The following is a 21662-nucleotide window of genomic DNA, read 5'->3' on the forward strand; positions in this document are numbered from 1 at the left end:
GTGGGGCGTCCGCCCGCCGTCGGCCGGCGGACGCCCCGGGGTTCACTCGGAGGGGGTCACTCGACGGTGAAGCCCTGGTCCTCCGCGTACTTCACGAGCTGGTCCTGCCACGTGTCGAGGGCGGCGGAGATGTCGCCCTTGTCGGCGATCACCTTGCCCATCGTCTCCTCGTAGGAGGAGTACACGTAGTCCATGAACGGCAGCCACTGGAAGTCGGTGTCGACGGTGTCCGAGATCTCGGCGAACAGCTTGTTCACCTGCTGGCCGCCGTAGAACTCCGACTCCTGGTCGACGAACGCCGGGTCGTTCAGCACCGACAGCTGCGGCGGGAACAGGAACTGCTGCGTCGCCAGCTGCATCGCCGACTCCTCGTCGTGGTTGATGAACTGCGCCAGCATGTACGCCGCGATCGGGTTCTTGCTGGTCGCGAGCACCGCGTCGGACGACCCGCCCCAGTTGCCCGAGACCTCCTCGCCCTCGCTCCACTGCGGGAGCGGCGCGGCGCGCCAGAGGCCCGACGTGTTCTCGGCGGTGCCCTGGAGGAACACCGGACCCCACGCCGCGGTCAGCCAGCCGGCGTACTTGCCGTTCGCGAGGCCCTGGTACCACTGGTCGTTGAAGTCGACGTCGGTGGAGATGAGGTCCTGCTGGATGAGGCCGGTCCAGTAGTCGGCGACCTGCTTGGCGTCGTCGCTGTTGACGTCGATCTTGACGGTCTCCTTCCCGTCGTAGCCGAAGGGCTTGACGCCCGCCTGCCAGAAGAACCCGATCATCTGGCCGGCCTGGGTGGCGCCGAGGTTCGAGATGTACGAGCCGGTCGTGTCCTTCACGGCCTTCGCGGCGGTCGCGTAGTCGTCCCACGTGGCGGGCGGCTCCGTGATGCCGGCCTGGGTGAGCAGGTCCTCGCGGTAGAGGTTGCCCATGGGGCCGACGTCCTGCGGGATCGACCACACCTCGTCGCCGGGCGAGACCTGGTTCCACGCCCAGTCGACGTAGTCGCCCGAGAGGTCGTCGGCGCCGTACGGGGTGAGGTCGAGCAGCGACTCGGAGAGCACGAACGACGGGATGTACTGGTACTCGATCTGGGCGACGTCGGGGGCGCCCTCGCCCGCCTCGAGCGCGCTGCGGAGCTTCTGGTAGTGCGCCAGGCCCTGGCCGACGTTCTCGACCTTGACCTTGATCGCGGGGTACTTCTCCTCGAAGAGCGCGACCTCCTGGTCGATGTCGGGCACCCAGGTCCAGAAGGTGAGCTCGGTGGGCGTCTCCATCGCCTTGTCGATGTCCTCCTGGCTCACCGGCCCCGAGGCGGTGCCGCCGCCGGCGTTCGGGGTGCATCCGGTCAGCAGGATGCCGACCGAGACGGCGCCGCACGCCAGCGCCAGTGCTGTTCTCCGTGCCTTCTTCATGATGACTTCTTCCTGTGGTTGGGGGATCGGATGATCCTCTTGGTGCTCACTCCCCTGCGGCGTCGACGAAGGTGCGCGTCGACCACGCCGGGAGGGAGACGTTTGTGCCGGCCTCGAGCGGTTCGCCCGTGACGAGGTCGGTGACGGGGGCGGCGAGTGCCAGGCGCTGCTCCGCCCACCCCCAGTTGAAGGCGAACCACGCGCGGCGGCCGTCGGGCAGCGTGCCCGAGGCGACGGTGACGGGCAGGTCGCGGTCGGGTGCGAGGGCGTCGGCGACGGGCTCGGGCACGGCCCAGCGCACGAGGTCGGCGGCGAGCGCCGGCGACGGCACGGTGCCGACGACGGTCACGCGCCCGTCGCCGTGCGCGGCCGTGGTCGCCGCCGGGAAGTCGCCGAAGCGCGGGTGGTCGTAGGTCGCGAGCACCTCGACGCGGTCGGCGTCGTCGACGATGAGGCCGTCGATCCAGCGGCGGGCGGTGCGGTCGCCGACGGCTCGGGATGCCTCGAGCGGGGCATCCGCCGTCACCGGCACGTCGCCGCGCACGTTGGAGTACTCGTCGTACCGCACGCCGGCGGCCTCGCTGAGGCGCGCGGGCGCGACCTCGACGCGGGCGCGGGCCTCCTCGTCGCCGTAGCCGGTGCGGATGCCGACGACGAGGTGGCCGCCGGCGGCGGCGTAGTCGCGCAGCAGGTCGAGGTCGGCGTCGGATGCCACGTACAGCGCCGGGGCGACGAGCACGGGGAACCGCCGCGCGAGCTCGGCGGCGCCGATCGCCTGCGCCTGCGAGACGTGGAGGATGCGCGACTGGGCGCCCGCCTCGACCACGCCGCGGTGGTAGGCGTCGACGATCTGCTGGTACGACTGCCGGTCGGGCTGCCCGTCTGCGGTCGCGAGCGGCGGGAAGAACTCGAACGCGAAGCGGCTGTCGTTCGACCAGAGGATCGCGACGTCGCCGTCGGGCTCGTACCCGTCGAGCGCGTCGCCGACGGCGGCGAACGCGGCGCCGATCTCGGCGACCTCCTCGTAGACGCGGCCCGGGCGGAGGCTGTGCGGGATGACCCCGCCCCAGTAGGTCTCGGTGCCGTAGGGCAGCGTGTGCCAGTGCCAGTACTCGATCATCGCCGCGCCGCGGGAGACGAACGCGAACGCGGCCTGCGCGAGCTGCCCGGGGTAGGGCGGCAGGTTCAGGTCGGAGCCGCCGATGGACTGCGCGTCGGTCTCGGTGACGAGGAAGCGCGACTGCTTCGACGAGTACAGCCGGTCGGCCTGGCGGAGGAGGCCGGCGACGCCGGAGCTGGTCCACGGGGTCATCGGCTCGAGCTCGCGGGTCGCGTCGAGGTGGTCCTGCATGGCGTAGTACGGGTTGCCCGCGGTGATGTCGAGGGCCTCGACGAGCTGCTCGTCGGCGAGCGCGGGGCGCGGGTACGCGATGCAGGTGGTCACGAACTGCTCGGGCGAGGCGTACTCGCGCACGAGGTCGGCCTGCCAGGCGATGAACTCGGTGGTGAGGTCGGCCTGGTAGCGGCGCCACGCGAGGTCGTACTGCGGCAGCGAGTTGCCGTCGGGCGTCCACAGCTCGGACCAGTCGCTGAGGCGGTGCGACCAGTAGGTGAGGCCCCACTCGCGGTTGAGGGTGTCGACGTCGCCGTACTGCGCCTTGAGCCGGCGCACGAACCGCTGGAAGCTGCCGCGGTTGTGGAAGAGCAGCATGCCGGGCTCGTTGTCGACCTGGAAGCCGATCACGGCGGGGTGGTCGGCATAGCGGCCGACGACGGCGCGGACGACCCGCTCCGCGTGGAACCGGAAGGCGGGGTGCGAGTAGTCGACCTCCTGGCGGGCGCCCCACGGCATCGGCTGGCCGGTGCGCGGCTCGGCGGCGATCTCGGGGTAGGCGGTCTGCAGCCACGGCGGCACCGCGTAGGTGGGCGTGCCGAGGATGACCTTGATGCCCCGGGCGTGCGCGCCGTCGAGCACGGGCTGGAGCCACTCGAGGTCGAACTCGCCGTCGCGCGGCTCCCACGTCGACCACACCGATTCGCCGACGCGGATGACCGTGAACCCGGCCTGCTGCATGAGGTCGAGGTCGGCCTCGGTGCGCTCGTCGCGGTGGTACTCGGCGTAGTAGGCGGCGCCGAAGAGGATGCCGCTGATGGGCTGGCTGGGTCGCGAGTCATTCATCTCGGGTACGTACTCCGTTGTCGTTCGTCCTGGGCTCAGCGGCCGATGTTTTCGGAAACATCCCCGCCGAAATAGAATGTTGTCGATAACATTGCGTCTGTCAAGAGGAAATTCCCATCGCATGACGGGGCCGCTAACGTGAGAGCGCGGCCATCGCCGGAAAGGAGCCGCGCATGGAACCCAGCGGTGCCGCCGCCACGCGCCGGCCGGCCACGATCTACGACGTCGCGCAGGCCGCCGGCGTCTCGCACCAGACCGTCAGCCGGTTCCTGAAGGGGTTCGAGGGCATCCGCCCCGAGACGCGCGAACGCGTCGAGCGCGCCCTCGACGAGCTCGGCTACCGGCCGAACCTCACGGCCCGCAGCCTCAAGTCGGGGCGGTCGCACCGCATCGGCGCGCTCACGCACGAGGTCTCGCACGTCGGCCCGAGCCGCATCGCGCAGGGCGCGAGCGCCGCCGCGCGCGAGGCCGGGTACGTGCTCGACCTCGTCTCCCTCGACGTCGACGACGCGCGCTCCATCGAGGAGTCGCTCGAGCTCATCACCCAGCACGACCTCGCCGGCGTGCTCGCCCTGTCCTCCACCGACGCCATGACCCGCGCGTTCGAGGAGACGAACTTCCGGGTGCCGGCGCTCATCGCCGTGTCGTCCGACGCCGACGGCGGCCGCACCGACCCCGCCGCCGTGCACCTGCGCGACCTCGTCGCCCACCTGGCCGACCTCGGCCACCGCCGGCTCGTGCACATCGCAGGCCCCGTCGAGTGGCCGGCGGCGCGGCTGCGCGTGCGTGCCTACGAGCACGCCGTGCGTGAGCAGGGCCTGGTCTCGCGCGGCGTCCTGTCGGGCGACTGGTCGGCTCGGTCGGGGTACCAGGCGATCATGGCGCTGCCCGCGCTGCCCGACGCGACCGCCTACGTCGCGGCGAACGACCAGACGGCGCTCGGCGTCATGCTCGCCCTGAAGGAACGCGGGCTGCGCATCCCCGAGGACGCCAGCGTGGTCGGCATCGACGACGTCGCCGACGCCGCGTACTACGACCCGCCGCTGACGAGCCTGCATCTCGAGTTCGAAGCGCAGGGCCGGGCCTCGGTGCTCGAGCTCATCGGCCTGATCGAGGGCTCCTCGCGGCCGGCCCAGCGCGAGCCGCAGCACGCCGCGCATGCCGTGCCGTCGGCGCATGCCATCCCGGCGCCGCACGTCGTCGCGCGCGCCTCCTCGGGGCCGGCCCCCGCCTGACGGCAGCCCGTGCGGCCGCGCCGCCTGCGACGTATCCCGTCCACGGGGCATCCGCCGACGAGGCATCAGCCCGCCGGCCGCCCCGTCCCCGCGGTGCCCGGGGCGCACCCGCGCCCCGCGCCCTGCCGTCGGCATCCGACGAGTGTCCAGTTCCTGCGGGTGGGAGCACCACAGACCGACACGAACTGGACACTCGTGCGCTCCACCGCCGCCGCGCGGCGCCGCGGCCACGGCGTGCGCCGCGCCCGCGGTATCCGCCGCGCCCGAAGCATCCTGCGCGCCCGATGCATCCGCCCGCCGCGTCTCCCGCCGTCGGCATCCGACGAGTGTCCGGTTCCTGCGGGTCGGAGCGCCTCCTCCTCGCGCGAACTGGACACTCGACGTTCCGCGGTGCCGGGTGGGCGCGCCGAGCAGCGGGGAACATCGGATGTCTCAAGCGATTCGGCAGGCCTCAGCCGCCTGCTTGGCGCATTCGGCCCGCGAACATAGGATGATTAGGAAAACGTATTCCGCCCGCAGGAAGGACGCCGATGTCCCGCACCCCCGAAGCCCGCGCCGCCCACTCCCCCTGGAAGCCCGTCGGCGCGACCGGCCGGCCGCTCCCGGCATGGGCGACCGACGCGACGCTCGGCATCTTCGTGCACTGGGGCACGTACTCGGTGCCCGCCTGGGCGGAGCCGAGCGGCGCCCTCGGCGCGGTGCCCGACGACGAGTGGTTCGCGCACAACGCGTACGCCGAGTGGTACGCGAACACGATCCGCATCCCCGGCTCCCCCGCCGCCGACCATCACGTCCGCGAGTACGGCGGCGCACCCTACGAGGCGTTCCTCGACGCCTGGCGCGCCGAGGCCTACGACCCCGCCGACTGGGCGCGCCTGTTCGCCGCCGTCGGTGCCGACTACGTCGTGCCGACCACGAAGCACCACGACGGCGTCGCCCTCTGGGACGCCCCCGGCGCCGGCGATCGCACGACCGTCGCACGAGGCCCCGCCCGCGACCTGATCGGACCGCTCGCCGACGCCGTGCGCGCCGAGGGCCTGCGCTTCGGCGTCTACTACTCGGGCGGCCTCGACTGGGCCGTGACCGACTTCCCGCCGCACCGCTCGACCGCCGACCTCGAGCGGTTCCGCCCGAAGGACGCGGCCTACCACGCCTACGCCGCCCGCCAGGTCGCCGACCTCGTCGAGCGCTACCGGCCCGACGTGCTGTGGAACGACATCGACTGGCCCGACGCGGGCAAGGCACCCGGGCTCGGCTCGCTCGACGCGCTCATCGCGCGGTACCGGGAGGCCGTGCCCGACGGCATCGTGAACGACCGCTGGGGCGCCGACGTCTGGGACTACCGCACGAGCGAGTACGACGCGCACACGGGCAACGAGGCGGAGCCGGGCTGGGAGCACTGCCGCGGCCTCGGCTTCTCGTTCGGCTTCAACCGGGTCGAGGACGCGTCGCTGACGCTCTCGCCGCGCGAGCTCGCCCGCCTCTACGCCGACGTCGTCTCCCGCGGCGGCCGGCTGCTGCTGAACGTCGGCCCGACCGCGGCCGGCGAGATCCCCGCGGTGCAGCGTCGCACGCTCGAGGGCGCGGCGGGCTGGCTCACCGCGGTGAAGCCGCATACCGCCGGGCGGGGGCCGGTCGCCGCCGACGGCGTCGAGACGGATGCCGCGTGGTGGCGCGCGTGGGCCACGCCCGAGCACGTCGTGGTGGTCGTCGACGGGCCCGGGGCATCCGTGCGGGTGGGCGACGACGTGCTCGCAGGGCGCGAGGCGATCGTCGTGCCGCTGCCGGCCGCCTGAGGCCGTGCCGCGCCGTCAGGCGCTGAGTCCGAGGTCGTCGGCCACGACCCGGCGGTGCGGCACGCCGCCCGCGAGCCAGGTCTCGAGGTCGTCGAGCGCGGCGTCGGCGAGGCGCCGTGCCTCGGTGCCGACCGATCCCGCGAGGTGCGGCGTGATCACCACGTTGGGCAGGTCGTACAGTCCCGAGTCGGCCGGCAGCGGCTCGGGGTCGGTCACGTCGAGCACGGCGTCGAGGCGGCCGGCCCGGCACTCGGCGAGGAGGGCGTCGTGGTCGACGAGTGCGCCGCGGGCGGTGTTCACGATCGTGGCGCCGTCGCGGAGGGCGGCGAGCTCACGGGCGCCGATCATCCGCCGGGTGGCGGGAAGCTCGGGCGCGTGCAGGGAGAGGACGTCGACGGCGGGCAGCAGGTCGACGAGGGGCACGAGCCGGGCGCCCGCCGCGGCGACCTCGTCGGCGTCGGCGACCGGGTCGGCGACGAGCACGTCCATGTCGTCGAGCCCGCGGAGCAGGTCGACGACGCGCCGGCCGACGCGCGAGAAGCCGACGACGCCGATGCGGCGGCCGAGGTTGCCGACCCGCAGGTCGGGCGCGTGCGCGGTCGGCGACCAGTCGGCGAAGGCCGCCCGCGGGTCGCGGAACGCGCGGAGCGCGCCCTTGTTCGCGAGCACGATCGCGGCGACCGTGAACTCGGCGACGGGCACGGCGTTGGCGTCGGCCGCGGTGGTGACGAGCACCCCGCGGCGCCAGAGGTCGTCGCTGACCAGGCCGCGCACCGAGCCGGCGCAGTGGAACACGGCGTGCAGGCGGGGCATCCGCGCGAGGCGTTCGGCGGTGAGCCGGGGCGCTCCCCACGAGGTGAGGAGCACCTCGACCGAGGCATCCGCCTCCCCCACGTCGACGAGGGCACGCAGCCGCTCGAGCCGGGCGGCGTCGAACAGCAGCTCGCGGGTGTCGTCCGCCATGAGCAGCGCGGCGCGGGGTCGTTCGTGGGCCATGGGGCACTCCGATCGGTGGGCCGGCGATTGCGTCGTCGCGGTCGCCGGGAGAGGCTGGTCGAGGACTTCGAGATTAGTGACAAGCGATTATCGATTAGTGTACGTTGTCACTGGCCCCACCACAGAGTCGTGCACACGAGAGGATCGATGATGATCAAGAGACGCACCATTGCCGCGATGAGCGCCGTCGCGGCCGCCACCCTCGCCATGACCGCCTGCGCGGGCGGCGGCGCGGCCGACGACGACGGCACCACCGAGGTCAGCCTGCTCGTCAACGTCACCCCCAACCTGACCGAGGAGTTCTGGAACGACCTCGTCGCCCCCTTCGAGGAGGCCAACCCCGAGATCGACGTCGTCATCCAGAACCCCGGCGCCGAGGGCGTCGCTGCGGCCGTGCCGCGCCTGCTCGCCGCCGGCGACGCGCCCGACATCGTGCAGTCGATGCCGCCGTCGGTCGAGCTCGCGCCCGAGCTCGTCGACCTCTCCGGCTACGACTGGGCCGCCAACGGCCCCCTCGCCGACCAGTACTCGATCGACGGCGAGATCTACATGGCCGGTATCGGCTTCCAGCTCCAGAGCCTCTGGTTCTACAACGTGCAGGCGTTCGCCGACGCCGGCATCGAGGAACCGCCGACCACGATCGAGGAGCTCGACGCCGACCTCGCGAAGCTGAAGGACGCCGGGTGGACGCCGATCCAGACCGGCGGCGACTGGATGACGAGCCACTCGCTGCAGACCCTCGGGCTGCCGTCGATCATCGCCGAGCACCCCGACTGGTACGGCGAGATGAGCTCGGGCGACCTGACCTTCAGCGACACCTACGGCGACTCGGTCGACCGCTACGCCGACTGGGTGGCCTCCGGGTACTTCAACGCCGACGCGCTCGGCGTGAAGTACGCCGACGCCGAGCAGAACTTCCTCGCCGGCAACGCCGCGCTCTACCCGATGGGCAGCTGGTTCGCCGGCACCGAGGCGAAGACCCCGGATGCCCCGGAGATCGGCGTGTTCCGCGGCCCCGCCGTCGAAGGCGTCGACCACCCGGCCATGGGCGCGAACATCGCGAGCCCGTACATGATCCTGCAGGCCTCGGAGCACCAGGACGCGGCGGCGAAGCTCGTCGAGTTCCTCGTCACCGACGAGGACGCGGTGATCGCCCAGCTCGAGGTCGACGGCAACTTCCGCGACGGATACGAGTACGAGACGACGCCCCTCGGCGAGCAGCTCGCCGAGATCGTCGCCGGCACCTCCGCCGAGGACTACACCCCGACGGGCCAGGGCTACGGCGAGCGCACCCTGCCCAGCGGCTACTCGACCGAACTGAACGCCCAGGCCCAGGCCTTGCTGGGCGGCACCTCTCCGGCCGACGTCCTCGCCGCGATGGACGCCTGGTTCGCCGCGAACGCGGGCTGACCGGCCCGACCAGACCCCGGGCGCGGCGTCGCACTCCCTTCGCCGCGCCCGGCTCCCCCTCACGACGACGGAGGTCCACCCATGGCCGACACCGCGACCGGCACGCCCCGCGTGCTGCGCACCCCGAGCCCCGCCCGCTCCGGCAGCTCGAAGGCGCTCCTGGCCTGGCGGGCCCGCCTGCCCGGCTTCCTGATGGGCGCCCCGGCGGTGCTCGTCTTCCTGGCGATGTTCATCGTCCCGATGATCCTCGCCTTCGTGCTCAGCCTGACCGACTGGAACGGCTACAGCCTGAACCTGAACTTCATCGGGTTCGAGAACTACCTGCACGCGTTCCAGAACCCCCGCACCATCGACGCGGCGGTGTTCACGTTCGTGCTGGCCCTGTTCGGCACCGTCCTGTGCAACGTCATCGGCCTCGCCATCGCCGCCCTCATCGCCGGACCCGGCCGGGCGAACACCGTGATGCGCACGATCTTCTTCTACCCGTACATCATCAGCGCGCTGATCATCGGGTTCCTGTGGTCGGCGATACTCGCCCCGCAGGGCGTGGTGAACAGCCTGCTCGGGCAGGTCGGCATCCCGGCGCTGCCGTTCCTCACCGACATCACGTTCGCCAAGGCGAGCGTCATCCTCACCATCGTCTGGTCGCACTTCGGCTTCAACATGATCCTGTTCCTGGCGGGCATCAAGTCGGTGCCGGTCGAGTACTACGAGGCGGCCACGGTCGACGGGGCGACCCGCTGGCAGCAGTTCCGCAACGTCACGATGCCCCTCATCGCCCCGGTGCTCACGGTGAACCTCGTGCTCACCCTCGTCGGCCTGCTGAAGGCGTACGACATCGTGCTGGCCCTCACCGACGGCGGCCCGGCCGCCTCGACGCAGACCATCGTCTACCAGGTGCTCAAGGACTCGTTCGCGCAGGCCGACCTCGGCTTCGGTGCGGCCCAGTCGGTGATCCTCCTCATCGTCACGGCCGTCATCGGACTCGGGGTGACGCTGGCCCGCCGCGGCGCCGAGAAGAAGGTGACCGACTGATGACCCTGACCACGCAGACCACGGTGAACCCGGCGGCCGAGCTCCTGCTCGCCGACCCGACCGAGGTGGGCGGCCGGCGCCGGCGGCGCCGTCGCGACCGCGACCGTCCCGCCCCGGCGAGCATCCGCGGCAACCCGATCGCGCGGATCGCGAAGTGGGTCGTGCTCACGGCCGTCGCGATCGTCATGCTGGTGCCCCTGTACATCATGGTGATCAGCGCTTTCAAGCCGCAGGAGGAGATCATCCGGCACCCGCTGGCGATCACCCCCGACATGTTCACCCTCGACTACCTGCTCGACGCCCTCACCAGCGAGAAGTTCAACGTCGTCGGCGCGTACGGCATCACCCTGCTGTTCGTCGCCCTGGTGAACGTGTGCTGCATCGCCCTGTCGGCGCCGGTCGCGTACGTGATCGCCCGCGGCCGGACGAAGTGGCACCTCGGGCTCCTGCTGCTGTTCGTGTCGGGCCTGTTCATCCCCGGCCAGGTGACGCTCATCCCGGTCGTGTTCGTGCTGCGGGTGCTCGGCCTGATCAACACGATCCCCGGCTTCATCCTCTTCGAGACCGCGGCGACGCTGCCGGTGACGATCTTCCTGTTCGCCGCGTACCTCCGCACCGTGCCGCGTGACATCGACGAGGCGGCGGCGCTCGACGGCGCCGGGCGCATCCGCGCCTTCTGGTCGTGCATCTTCCCGATCATGCGGCCGGTGGTCGCGACCGTCGTCGTGCTCAACTCGATCGGCGTGTGGAACGACTTCGTCAGCCCGCAGATCATCCTCGGCCCGAGTTCGGGCATCTACACGGTGACGACCGGCGTCTACGCGGCGGTCGGCGAGTTCTCCACCGACTACACGACGGTGTTCCCGACACTGCTGCTGGCGATCGCGCCGGCCGTCGTGTTCTTCATCGTCATGCAGCGGCACATCATCGGCGGCCTGGTCGCCGGGGCGACGAAGGGCTGAGCCGTGACCGACCACCCCCGCATCCGCACCACGCCGCTCCGCGAGGTCCCCGCCTGGGCGGTGCTCGAGCGCCGACTGTTCGACGAGATCGAGCAGGCGTGGCGCGAGTTCTCCGCCCGGTACTGCGAGCCCGACGGCCGCATCCGGTTCGCGGCGGGCTTCGAGGACCGCGACGGCGTCGACGACCTGTACAAGCCGTTCTTCAACTGGCCGGCCTTCCATGCCCTCGGCGGCAGCGACGAGGTGCTCGTCGCGGCGAAGCACCACTGGGAGGGCGTGACCGCACAGCTCTCCGAGGCGGGCATGCTGACCGGCGAGTACGAGAACGGGTACGACTGGTTCCACCAGGGCGAGTCGCTGCTGTTCTTCTACGGACTGTGCGCCGCCGACCCGGCCGACGACGCCTTCGCCGACCGCGCCCGCCGCTTCGCGGAGCTCTACACCGACCCCGCGAACGGCAACTACGACGCCGAGCGCAACCTGATCCGAGCCCCGCACACGGGCGCACTGGGCCCGCTGCCCGGCCTCGGCCCGGAGTGGCAGGCGTACTCGGCGAGCCGAGCCGACATGCGGCCGTACGGGCTGCCGCTCGAGCACCTGCCCGGCATCGAGCGCTGGGAGGACCTGGCGGACCCGGCCCACGCCGAGGCGATGGGCCGTGCGATGCAGCGGCTCGCGGCCGGCGACGTCCCGGTGAACCTCGCCGCGACGAGCCTGGTCGCGAATCGCTGGCTGTTCGACGGCGACGCCGAGTCGGCCGACTGGGTCGTGCGGTACGTCGACGGATGGCGCGACCGGGCGGCGGCGAACGGCGGGCTCCTGCCCGACAACGTGGCCCCCGACGGCACCGTGGGGGGCCTGCACGAGGGCCGCTGGTACGGCGGCCACTACGGGTGGGGCTGGCCGCACGGCCTGCACTCGGTCGGCATGTCGACGCTCGTCGGCGGGCTCAACGCCGCGTTCGTCTCGGGCGACGACGGCGCGCTCGACCTCACCCGCACGATGCTCGACACGGTGCTCGAGCACGCGGTCGTCGCCTCGGTCGAGGAGACCCCGTTCAGCCTGCGCGGCGGCGCGCTCGCGCGGCTGGGGGCGGATGCCTCGAAGCCGTCGCTGCTCGTGCCGTACCGGTACGGCCGCAACGGCTGGTTCGACTTCGGGCCGATGCCGCTCGAACTGCCGACCTGGCTGTGGTGGTGGACGCGCGACCCCGCCGACCGGGCCCGGCTCGACCGCGTGCTCGATGGGCTCCCCGAGACCGACGAGCCCGTGCAGGCGTTCCGCGACAAGGCGGAGGCCGGGCACGAGGCGCCGTGGATCGCGTTCCTCGACGGCGAGCTGCCCGACTACCCGGTCCGGGCGCTGTCGATGGCGCTCGGCCAGGTGGCCCGACGGCTCGCGGTGATGGACGCCGAACCGATCGACCCGGCGAACGTGCACCTGCACTTCTGGCAGCGCGCCAACCCCGTCGTCACGGAGGTGCTCGGCCAGCTCATCACGGGCACCCCGCAGGTGCTCTACAACGGCGGCCTGCCGTTCGCGGCCGTGGCCTACGAGGACGCCGACCGGAACCGCCCGGGCCTGCCGCCGGACGTCGCCGCCCTGGTCACCCGCCTCGACGCCGACCGCATCGAGCTCGAGCTCGTGAACCTCTCCCCCGCCCGGGCCCGCCGGGTGCGGGTTCGGCCGTCCCGGTTCGGGCAGCAGCGGCTCGTCGCCGTCGCGTCCCGGGGCGAGCGCGACGGCGTGTGGCCGGGGCGCTCGACGGCGTACGCGTCGACCCCGGGCGAGCCGTTCGAGGAGGTCGTCGAGCTCGAGGCATCCGATGTGCTCGTCGAGCTGCCGCCCTCGCACCGCGCCTCGCTCGTGCTCGTGACCGCCCCGCAGGCGGGCCTGCCCCGCCACGCGGGTGCCCGCGCGGCCGTCGCCGCGGGGGCGGGCGGATGACCCGCGCGACACCGCGACCCCACCAGACCGGCACCGACCGTTCCACCCCACCGAGGAGGACCCCATGACCGACATCGCTCCCGAGCCGACCCGGCCCGCCGTCCAGCTGCCCGTCCGCGGCGGCGAGTTCCGGCGCGCCGACGCCGACACCATCGCCGGCCTCGAGCGGGTGTCGTCCGCCACCGCCTGCGCCAAGCTGCACGGGCTCGGCGTGACCCGCTCGTTCGTCGAGGGGCCACGGCCCCTGCAGCCGGGCCAACGGGTCGTCGGGTCGGCGATCACGCTCCAGTTCATGCCGCAGCGCGAGGACCTCGCCTCCGGCCTCGGCCAGGAGTACGTCGAGCGGCACACCGCGCTCTGGGCGGTGATGGAGACCGTGCAGCCGGGCGACGTGCTCGTCATCCAGGCGTACGGCAGCACCTACTCCGGCTGCATCGGCGACATCCTCGCGCGGTACTTCCTGCGAAAGGGCGGCGTCGGCATCGTCGTCGACGGCCGCATCCGCGACTCGGGTCGCATCCGCGAGCTCGGCCTGCCGGTCTGGTCGACCGGCGTGACGCCGCACTACGCGTCGCAGTCCGAGCTGTTCCCGTGGGCGTACGACGTGCCCGTGGCGGTCGGCGGGGCACTGTGCCTGCCGGGCGACCTGGTCGTCGCCGACGACGACGGGCCGGTGATCATCCCGCAGGCGATGGCCGGGGAGGTCGTCGACGACGCCCGCGACCACGAGGAGTGGGAGGTCTTCAGTCGGCACCGGCTCGACGAGGGCGCCCGCCTCAGCGACTACTACCCGCTCACCCCCGATACCCGCGAGGAGTACGAGACGTGGCGTTCCGCCCGAGCCTTCGCCCGCTGACGCCCGTCGCGGGCGCGTCCGACTCGTTCGGGCTCGGCTGCGCCCCGATCGGCAACCTGTACGAGCCGGTCGCCGAGGAGGCGGCGGATGCCACGGTCGGGCGCGCGCTCGAGCGGGGCATCCGCTTCTTCGACACCGCGCCGCACTACGGCGCCGGCGTCAGCGAGGTCCGGCTCGGCCGCGCCCTGGCGGGCGTCGACCGCGACACGGTCGCGATCGCGACGAAGGTCGGGCGGCGGATCGTGGACGCCGACGGCACGGAGGTGCCCATCGGGGCGACCGGCGCCGGCACGGTCGGCGACCTGAGCCGCGACGGCGTGCTGCGCAGCCTCGAGGGAAGCCTGCGGCGGCTCGGCACCGACCGCATCGACCTGCTGTACCTGCACGATCCGGAGGACGTCGACCAGGCACTCCGCACCGCGATTCCGACGCTGGCGGACCTGCGCGACCAGGGGGTCGTCCGTGCGGTCGGCGTCGGCATGGTGTGGAACCCGCCGCTCGCGCGCTTCGTGCGGGAGGCGCCGATCGACGTCGTGATGATCGCCGGCCGGATCACCCTGCTCGACCGGACCGCCGACGACGACCTGCTGCCGGCCGCGCGCGAGCACGGCGTCGGCGTGGTCGCGGCGGGCGTGTTCAACTCGGGCATCCTCGCCGACCCCGTGGGCAGCCCCTTCTTCGACTACAAGCCGGCCCCGCGTGAGCTCGTCGATCGCGCCCGAAGGCTGCGCGATGTCTGCGAGGCGCACGGGGTCGCCCTGCCGCACGCGGCCGCACGCTTCCCGCTCCGCCGCGAACCCGTCGAAGCCGTCGTCGTCGGCGCGCGCACGCCAGCCGAGGTCGACGACTTCGCCGACGGCGCCGCCGCGCCGCTGCCCGAGGCGCTCTGGGCGGAACTGGAGCGCGCGTGACCGGTCCCGCGCCGGCGGGCATCGTCGACGCCCACGTGCACCTGTGGGACGTCGACCGCATGCGCCTGTCGTGGTGGCGCCCCGAGCTTCGCCTGCCCCGGGCCGCCACGACGGGCGCCCTGCGGGACGCGGCGCGCGCCGTGACCGCGCCTCGGCCCGTGCGCGGCGCGATCGCCGTGCAGGCGGCCGACACGCTCGGCGAGGCGGCCTGGCTCGCCGGCGTCGCCCTCGGGGACCCGTTCGTGCGCGCCGTCGTGCTGCAGTACGACGCGCGGTCGGATCCCTCGGCGTGGGCCGGCATGGCCCAGCCCGTCGTCGACGGCGGCCGGGCGTCGGTCGCCGGCATCCGGCTCGCGACGCCGGGCGGTGCGGCCGACTTCGGCGACGTCGCCGGCCTGGACGCGCTGTGCGACGGGCTCGCGGCCACCGGCCGCGTGCTGGAGCTCCTGATCCGCGCCGAGCAGCTCCCTGCGGCGGCCGCGCTCGCGCGGAGGCATCCGGAGCTCGCCGTGGTCGTCTGCCACCTCGCGATCGGCGGCGACGCCCCCGACCCGGCCTGGCGGCGCGCGATCGGCGCGTTCGCGGCCGAACCGAACGCCTCGGCGAAGGTCTCGGGGCTCGTCCGCGACGAACCGGGCGACGCCGCCCGAGTGCGCGCCATCGTGCACCACGCCGTCGATGCGTTCGGCGCCGACCGGCTCCTCTTCGGCAGCGACTGGCCGATCAGCGCCCGCTTCGCCGACTACGACGTGGTGGTACGTCGCACCGCGGCCGCGCTCCCCGACCTCGACGACGCCGCTCGCGCGGCGTTCTGGTCGGGTACGGCGACGCGGCGCTACGCGCTCGCCACGGCGTGACCCGCTACGCGCTCGCCTCGGCCTGGGCCGGCGCCGCCGCCTGCTCCGGGTCGTCGAGCAGGGTGCCTGCCGCATGCGCGCGGAACAGCCGGGCGGATGCCTCGCCGTCGCCGGACTCGAGCACGTCGAGGAGGCTCCGGTGCCAGTCGGCGACCTGGTGCCAGTCCCCCGCGAACTTCGGGTCGCCGAGCACGTGCATCGAGCGCAGGCTGGGCTCGATGATGTCCCACATGCGGGGCAGGTAGGCGTTGCCGCTCGCTTCGATGACGGTGCGGTGGAAGGTGAAGTCGAGCTCGCGGAACTCGGTGAGGTTGCGCTCGACCGCGGCGTCGTGCATGCGGTCGATGAGGGCGACGAGCCGGGCCCGGGTGTCATCGTCGAGCCGGCCGCAGGCGAGCTCGCCGGCGAGCCCCTCGAGGGCGCTGCGGGCGACCTTGGCCTGTTCGGCCTCCTCGTCGGTGTAGCTCGCGACGAAGTTGCCCTGGTGGCGGATGTGCGTCACGAGGCCCTCGTGGGCGAGGCGCTTGAGGGCGTCGCGCACGGGCGCCTGGCTCACCTGGAGCCGGCGGGCGAGCTGCGACTCGACGAGCTGCTCGCCGGGGGCGAGCGTCGTGTCCTTGATCATCGACTTGATCAGGTCGTAGATCTGGTCAGACAGCAGCCCGCGCTTGAGCCCGGTGAGGGTGCTGAGCGGGTCGGTCACGGGATTCAGCCTACTTCATAATCGACAATCGTTAATGGGCGCCACGCTCCGGTGTCGGCCGATGACGGCCGATGTCCGCCGGTGTCAGGCGGTGGTGTCAGGCGGAGGCCGCGCCGGTGTCGTACGCCTCGAGCCAGGCCTCGGCGATGAGGCGGGAGCCCTCCGGCGTCGGGTGCACGCCATCGGGCGCGATCGACGCGGGCGACGACGCGGCGCCCGCCGCGGTCAGGATCTCGTGCAGCGACACGAGCGCGGCGCCGGTCTCCTCGGCGATGCGGCGGACGGCGGCGCGCTTGCCGTCGAGGTCGTCGAGCCAGCCCGCCTGGTCGTCGCGCACCGGCAGGAAGAAGGGCTCGACGAGGATGACCCGCCCGCCGCCGTCCGCGAGGAGCCGGCGGTACGTCGCCTCGAACGCCTCCGCGCTCGTCGGGTCGTCCTGGTCGTAGCGGCGCCACATGTCGTTCACGCCGACGAACACCGTGAGCACGTCGGCACCCTCGGCCGCCACGTCCGTCCCCCAGCGACGCTCGAGGTCGACCGCGCGGTTGCCGGCGATGCCGGCGTTCACGATGCGCACGGATGTCCCGCGCCTGGCGAGTTCGTCGGCCACGAGCTGCACGTATCCGTCGCCGAGCGAGGCGGGATCGGCGCGGTCGCGGCCGGCGTCGGTGATCGAGTCGCCGACGAAGACGAGGGTGGCGGGATGGGTCATGTCGCTCCTTCGCGGTTCGGCGCCATCCTAGGCAGCGCCGGGTGGATGGGACAGGTCCGGTGGTCGAGGAGCGCCGACGCGGCGCGGCGACGCGCATCGCGACGTGGTGCACGGGTTCGACCGGGCACCGGCGCGCCTCCTCGACCACCGGAGCCGATCACCTCACCGTCACCGTCACCGGCTTGGACGCCGTCTCGCCGTTCGCGTTCGCGAACACCGCGACGAGCGCATGCTCACCCGGCGCGAGCCCGGTCAGCTCCACCTTCGCCGACTGCGCCGACGGCGTCGCCGCCGCCAGCTCCCCCGAACCGACGACCGTGCCGTCGAGCTCGAACCGGTACGAGGTCGCGTTCGTGCCCCACCAGAGGTTCGCGGTCGCCGTGAACGCCGCCGCCCCCTTCTTCTGGTCGGTGCTCACCACCGGTACGCCCGGCGCCGCATCCACCACCTTCACGGTGGTCGACGTCGTCGCGGTCACCCCCTTGGAGTTGACGAGCTCGCCGGTGTACACGTACGTGCCGTTCGGCTTGCCCTCGAAGGTGGCACCGGTGGTCTGCGTCATGCCCGCGGCCGGCCCGAGCGGCTTCGTCGCGACGAGCACCCCGTTCTCGTACAGCTTGAACGTGCTGCCGGGGACGCCCCACCAGAGGTTCATCACGACGTCGTAGTTCCCGTCGTGCAGGCCGGTCTCCCAGCCGCTCGTGTTCGACAGCGTGCCGACGCCCGGAGCCGCGGTCGCGCCGTCGTCGACGACGACCGGCTGCAGCCGCAGCGCCTGCTGCTCGACGTAGTGGTACACGTTCAGGTACCCCTCCGCACCGATCTGGTTCGCCTGGTCGGCGTCCAGGCCGCTCCAGACGGTCGACCCGTCGACCCGCAGCACGAGCCGCGTGCCCTCGTCGACCACCGCGGTGCCGAACTCGATGACGTGCTCCTCCCCCGCGGTGATCGCGGTGTTCGGGATCACGTCGAGCATCGTCTGCTTCGGCTTCCAGCTCTGGAACTCGATCTGGTCCTCCTTGATCACCACCAGGTAGCCGCGGTTCCCGTTCACCCAGGCCGGGTCGCCCGGCCGGTCAGAGTGCACGGCGAAGCCGAACCATCCGCCGTCGAACCCGTCGACCTTCGAACGGAACCTCAGCAGCCCGTCGCCGAACTCCTCGGCTCCGTAGCCGTAGACGCCCTCGCCGTCGATCCGGAGCGTGCCCTCGTCGAAGTCGACCGCGTCGACCGCGGGCCAGCCGGCCGCATCCGACAGCTGCGGGCCGAGCTCGATCACCGGATGCTCCGCCTCGCGCACCTCGATCGTCGAGGTCGCCGAGATCGAGGCATCCGCCTGCGCCGTGGCCGTGATCCGGGCCGTGCCGGCGGCCAGCGCCGTCACCTCGCCGGTCTCGTCGACCGTCGCCACCTCGGGCGCGTCCGAGGTCCACGCGACCCGCGGGTTCGTGGCGTCCGCCGGTGTGACCGAGACCTGCAGCTGTCGTCGCTCGCCCGGCTCGAGGCTCGCCGAGGACGGGTCGACCCGCACCCCGGCGACCGGGGTGGCGACGATCGAGAACCGCACGTCGTCGAAGTCCAGCGCGCTGAACTTCTCGACGTAGAACCCGACCTTGCCCTTCGCCGTCGCCGACGGATTCGGGCCGTCGATGACGAGCTCGCCGTCGACGAACACCCGGATCGAGGAACCCTGCACGATCATCCGCACGTCGTAGGCGGTATTCGGGGCGAGCCGCTCGCCGACGGGGAGCGTCACCTCCTTGCGCACCTGCCACTGCGGTCCGTAGATCGTCCACTTGGAGCCCGCGGCCGAGTCGCGGTACCGCACGAACCCGCCGGGCGTGGTGCCGGTGCGGTCGTACATCAGCAGGATCGCCCCCTCGGGCACCTCGGCCGGCGTGCGCACCTCGTATTCGAGCACGTACTCGCCGAACTCCCGCGGCAGTTGCGAGTTCGCGCCGTTCCTGATGCGGTAGACGTGGTCGCCGTCGGCCGTCTCGGCGATGCTCCGGTTCGGGTCGACGGGCCAGCCGTTCGCGCCGGTCTCGAAGTCGGTGAAGTGCATCACGCCGTCGCCGTCGGCCACGACGACGAGCGCCTCGTCGGTGATCGCCGGGTCGGCCACCGACGCGACCGTGATCGTCGTCTCGCCCGGGGCGAGCGCGGTGATCGTGCCGGCGGCGTCGATCGTGGCGACGTCGGGGGCGCTCGACGCGTACGTCACGCGGACGTCGCTCGCGTTCCATGGCACGGCCTCGGCGCCGAACGACGCGGTCTTGCCGAGGTCGACCGTGAACTGGTCGGCCGGCAGGTGCAGCGCGTCGAGCGCGACCGAGTCGGGGCTCGTCGGCGAGCCGACCTTCCCCTGCAAGCCGATCTCCTCGAACGGGATCGGCTCGAAACCGGGCACCTGGGCGAACACGGCCGCGTCGTCGGCGAGGCGGAAGTCGCCCGCCTGCCAGTCGACGAAGCCGGGGTCCTCGGCGGCGACCCAGTTGTCGGCGTAGTTCATGAGGTTCTTCACGTCACGGGCGCCGTGTTCGTTGACCTGCGGCGAGCGGGTGAGCGTCGGGTTCCAGGTGACGTTCCGCTCGAACACGTTGTTCGCCGGGAAGTAGTGGTTCTCCTCGAGGAAGCCGAGGAGCTCCGGGTACTTCTCCGCGTACGGCGTGCCGACGAACCCGTCGTTGTCCTCGAACAGCTTCACCCAGCCCGGCCGGTAGGAGGTGTCGACGGTGTTGCCGGGCTGGTCGCCCATCCACATCTCGTAGTTGTCGTAGGGCACGTGGGTGTCGATGAAGACGTTGTTGCGGGCCGTGATGTAGTCGCCCGACCCGCTCTTGATCGCGTCGTTGCCCATCCGGTAGAACACGTTCTGCTCGATGGTGAGGCCCATCGTCAGGTTGTCCGGGTAGATGCCCTCGACGCCGAGCCGTCCCACGCCGGTGTCGTGGAAGTAGTTCTGGCGGATGACGGTGCCGCGCTGCTGCGGCGTCGCGCCGGCGTTCATGTAGATCGCCCCGAGGTCCTGGAACGTCTTGCACAGGTCGTAGATCTCGTTGCGCTCGATGAGGTGGTCGTTGCCGTGCACGATGATGCCGGGATGCGGCGCGTCGTGGATCTCGTTGCCGCGGGCGATGTTGCCGACCCCGTCGAACATCACGCCCGGGTTGTACGCCTTGTGGTAGTACGCGAAGTCGTGGATGTGGGAGTTCTCCACTCGGTTGCGGCCGGGCTCCAGGGTGGCCTTGTCGCCGCCCTGCAGCACGACGGGCACGCCGCCGATGTGCGAGAGCTCCGACGAGATCACCGCGTGGTCGCGCCCGCCACGGTTCACCGGGATGCCGTCGTAGGTGTAGCGGCCGGGCGAGTTGATCAGCACGCCGCCGTCGGCGAAGTTGCGGATGTCGCTGTTCGCGATGGTCACGTGGCTGCCGCCGAGGATCACGGCCGCGTTCGCGCGCCCGTACTCGAGCACGAGGTCCTGGAAGGCGACGTACGAGGTGCCGTCGGTGCGGAGCATCGGCTCCTGCAGCATGGTGACGGTGGCGTCGGCGTCGCCGCCCAGGAACGCCTGGTTCGGCAGGTAGTAGAGCACGCCGGCGTCGCGGTCGATCCAGTACTCGTTCGGGGCGTCGAGCTCCTCGAGGAGGTTCTCGGCGAAATGGAAGTCCTCGAACCAGGTCTTCATGAGGCCTGACATCTCGCCGTAGCGGAGGGTGATGGTCTTCGCCTCGGTGTCGATCGCGGCGATCTTGTTGTACGACCACTCCCAGCTGTAGCCGAAGATGCCGTCGAGCCAGATGTCGTCGGCCTGGGTCCAGTACTGCGGGCGGTCGTAGGCGTAGCTGAACGTGCCGCCGCGATCCTGGAGGTCGGCGTCCTTGCGGGTGGGGCCGACGTCGAGGATGTCGTCCATCTGCACGGTGCCGGCGTTCGGCCAGCGCGCGAGGGTCATGCCCTCGCCGCCGACGTAGAGCTCCATCGGCGGCACGGTGCTGATGTCGTTCGCCTTCCAGTAGCCGTGCCGGCTGAGCTGGCCGTAGTCGGTGATGCCGGCCGCGGCGAGGTCGAGCGCGAGCACCCTGCCGCGCGCCGACTCGTCGATGATGCGGTCGAGCACGGCTTGGTCGGTGACCGGGGCGAAGCCGTCGCGGTCGAGTTCGAGGCCGCCGCTCAGGCGCACGGTCTCCCCGGGATAGGCGCGGTAGGCGATCGGCGCGTCGGCGGTGCCCGAGTCCTGGGCGCCGAGCTCGAACGCCTCGGTACGCGGGTAGGTGCCGCCGCGGAGGTACACGGTGACGCCGCCGTCGGGCAGCGGGCCGTCGGCCTGCAGGTCGCGGATGGCGTCGCGCGCGCCCTCGAGGGTCTGCAGCGGGGCGTCGGCGGCGCCGGATGCCCCGTCGTCGCCGTCGGTGGCGACGTAGAGCTCGGCCCCGGTCGCCGCCGAGGCGGTTGCGGCCGGGTCGGGCGCCGCGTGCGCCGCCGTCGCCGTTCCGGCGACCAGCAGGCTCGCGAGCGCGAGTGCGGAGAGTGTTCGCTTCATTGCGAGGGTTCCAGCCCTTCTGGGAGTTGACCGCGACGTGGCGCGGTGCTCGAGCATTCGGTGGATCCGCGCGCGCGCCGGCGGCGCGCTCGGGATGGTGGAACGGTCGCG

General features: G+C 72.3%; 15 protein-coding genes. 9 read left to right on the plus strand and 6 right to left on the minus strand.

Annotated elements, in window-relative coordinates:
• Window positions 1–56: 56 nt before the first annotated feature.
• Window positions 57–1406 carry an ABC transporter substrate-binding protein gene (locus tag ACGGZK_RS18990; RefSeq protein WP_395244186.1) on the minus strand — a complete coding sequence of 450 codons (1350 nt, stop codon included), beginning with the start codon at window positions 1404–1406 and terminating at the stop codon, window positions 57–59.
• A gap of 46 nt (window positions 1407–1452) precedes the next feature.
• Window positions 1453–3585: a beta-galactosidase gene (locus tag ACGGZK_RS18995; protein WP_395244187.1), complete on the minus strand. Its 2133-nt coding sequence runs from the start codon at window positions 3583–3585 to the stop codon at window positions 1453–1455.
• 173 nt (window positions 3586–3758) lie between these two features.
• Here ACGGZK_RS18995 and ACGGZK_RS19000 point away from each other — a divergent pair, with 173 nt between their 5' ends.
• Entirely contained in the window at window positions 3759–4820 is a 1062-nt protein-coding gene (locus tag ACGGZK_RS19000) for a LacI family DNA-binding transcriptional regulator (protein ID WP_395244188.1), read from the plus strand.
• A 530-nt stretch (window positions 4821–5350) separates the two neighbouring features.
• A complete protein-coding gene (locus tag ACGGZK_RS19005; protein WP_395244189.1) occupies window positions 5351–6616 on the plus strand; it encodes an alpha-L-fucosidase in 1266 nt (421 codons plus the stop codon).
• A 15-nt stretch (window positions 6617–6631) separates the two neighbouring features.
• Here ACGGZK_RS19005 and ACGGZK_RS19010 read toward each other — a convergent pair whose 3' ends face one another.
• A complete protein-coding gene (locus tag ACGGZK_RS19010; protein WP_395244190.1) occupies window positions 6632–7612 on the minus strand; it encodes a hydroxyacid dehydrogenase in 981 nt (326 codons plus the stop codon).
• Window positions 7613–7789: 177 nt separating this feature from the next.
• Between ACGGZK_RS19010 and ACGGZK_RS19015 the strand changes: the two genes are divergently transcribed.
• The 7 genes from ACGGZK_RS19015 to ACGGZK_RS19045 all read left to right on the plus strand — a co-directional run bounded on the left by ACGGZK_RS19015 (window position 7790) and on the right by ACGGZK_RS19045 (window position 15590).
• Window positions 7790–9022: an ABC transporter substrate-binding protein gene (locus tag ACGGZK_RS19015; protein WP_395244191.1), complete on the plus strand. Its 1233-nt coding sequence runs from the start codon at window positions 7790–7792 to the stop codon at window positions 9020–9022.
• Between the two features lie 81 nt (window positions 9023–9103).
• Window positions 9104–10057: a carbohydrate ABC transporter permease gene (locus ACGGZK_RS19020; RefSeq protein ID WP_395244192.1), complete on the plus strand. Its 954-nt coding sequence runs from the start codon at window positions 9104–9106 to the stop codon at window positions 10055–10057.
• Window positions 10057–11019, plus strand: a complete 963-nt coding sequence (locus tag ACGGZK_RS19025) for a carbohydrate ABC transporter permease (RefSeq protein WP_395244193.1) — start codon at window positions 10057–10059, stop codon at window positions 11017–11019. Before ACGGZK_RS19020 ends, ACGGZK_RS19025 begins: the two co-directional genes overlap by 1 nt.
• Window positions 11020–11022: 3 nt before the next feature.
• Window positions 11023–12966 carry a hypothetical protein gene (locus tag ACGGZK_RS19030; protein ID WP_395244194.1) on the plus strand — a complete coding sequence of 648 codons (1944 nt, stop codon included), beginning with the start codon at window positions 11023–11025 and terminating at the stop codon, window positions 12964–12966.
• A 64-nt stretch (window positions 12967–13030) separates the two neighbouring features.
• On the plus strand, window positions 13031–13822 hold the full coding sequence (locus tag ACGGZK_RS19035; RefSeq protein ID WP_395244195.1) for a ribonuclease activity regulator RraA: 792 nt from the start codon (window positions 13031–13033) through the stop codon (window positions 13820–13822).
• On the plus strand, window positions 13792–14733 hold the full coding sequence (locus ACGGZK_RS19040) for an aldo/keto reductase (RefSeq protein WP_395244196.1): 942 nt from the start codon (window positions 13792–13794) through the stop codon (window positions 14731–14733). Before ACGGZK_RS19035 ends, ACGGZK_RS19040 begins: the two co-directional genes overlap by 31 nt.
• A complete protein-coding gene (locus ACGGZK_RS19045; RefSeq protein WP_395244197.1) occupies window positions 14730–15590 on the plus strand; it encodes an amidohydrolase family protein in 861 nt (286 codons plus the stop codon). Before ACGGZK_RS19040 ends, ACGGZK_RS19045 begins: the two co-directional genes overlap by 4 nt.
• 4 nt (window positions 15591–15594) lie before the next feature.
• Here ACGGZK_RS19045 and ACGGZK_RS19050 read toward each other — a convergent pair whose 3' ends face one another.
• The 3 genes from ACGGZK_RS19050 to ACGGZK_RS19060 form a co-directional block, all read right to left on the minus strand.
• Window positions 15595–16293 carry a GntR family transcriptional regulator gene (locus ACGGZK_RS19050; RefSeq protein ID WP_395244198.1) on the minus strand — a complete coding sequence of 233 codons (699 nt, stop codon included), beginning with the start codon at window positions 16291–16293 and terminating at the stop codon, window positions 15595–15597.
• A 97-nt stretch (window positions 16294–16390) separates the two neighbouring features.
• Window positions 16391–17005 (minus strand): SGNH/GDSL hydrolase family protein, encoded by a 615-nt coding sequence (locus ACGGZK_RS19055; RefSeq protein WP_395244199.1) that lies wholly within the window; start codon window positions 17003–17005, stop codon window positions 16391–16393.
• A gap of 157 nt (window positions 17006–17162) precedes the next feature.
• Window positions 17163–21551 (minus strand): Ig-like domain-containing protein, encoded by a 4389-nt coding sequence (locus ACGGZK_RS19060; RefSeq protein WP_395244200.1) that lies wholly within the window; start codon window positions 21549–21551, stop codon window positions 17163–17165.
• Between the last annotated feature and the right edge of the window lie 111 nt (window positions 21552–21662).

The organism is Agromyces sp. MMS24-K17, from assembly GCF_043950245.1.
Lineage (GTDB): Bacteria > Actinomycetota > Actinomycetes > Actinomycetales > Microbacteriaceae > Agromyces.

Excerpts from the sequence above, each read along its gene's own strand:
- ACGGZK_RS18990 (WP_395244186.1), bottom strand. The coding sequence starts at position 1,406 with ATGAAGAAGGCACGGAGAACAGCACTGGCGCTGGCGTGCGGCGCCGTC.
- ACGGZK_RS18995 (WP_395244187.1), bottom strand. The coding sequence starts at position 3,585 with ATGAATGACTCGCGACCCAGCCAGCCCATCAGCGGCATCCTCTTCGGC.
- ACGGZK_RS19000 (WP_395244188.1), top strand. The coding sequence starts at position 3,759 with ATGGAACCCAGCGGTGCCGCCGCCACGCGCCGGCCGGCCACGATCTAC.
- ACGGZK_RS19005 (WP_395244189.1), top strand. The coding sequence starts at position 5,351 with ATGTCCCGCACCCCCGAAGCCCGCGCCGCCCACTCCCCCTGGAAGCCC.
- ACGGZK_RS19010 (WP_395244190.1), bottom strand. The coding sequence starts at position 7,612 with ATGGCCCACGAACGACCCCGCGCCGCGCTGCTCATGGCGGACGACACC.
- ACGGZK_RS19015 (WP_395244191.1), top strand. The coding sequence starts at position 7,790 with ATGAGCGCCGTCGCGGCCGCCACCCTCGCCATGACCGCCTGCGCGGGC.
- ACGGZK_RS19020 (WP_395244192.1), top strand. The coding sequence starts at position 9,104 with ATGGCCGACACCGCGACCGGCACGCCCCGCGTGCTGCGCACCCCGAGC.
- ACGGZK_RS19025 (WP_395244193.1), top strand. The coding sequence starts at position 10,057 with ATGACCCTGACCACGCAGACCACGGTGAACCCGGCGGCCGAGCTCCTG.
- ACGGZK_RS19035 (WP_395244195.1), top strand. The coding sequence starts at position 13,031 with ATGACCGACATCGCTCCCGAGCCGACCCGGCCCGCCGTCCAGCTGCCC.
- ACGGZK_RS19055 (WP_395244199.1), bottom strand. The coding sequence starts at position 17,005 with ATGACCCATCCCGCCACCCTCGTCTTCGTCGGCGACTCGATCACCGAC.
- ACGGZK_RS19060 (WP_395244200.1), bottom strand. The coding sequence starts at position 21,551 with ATGAAGCGAACACTCTCCGCACTCGCGCTCGCGAGCCTGCTGGTCGCC.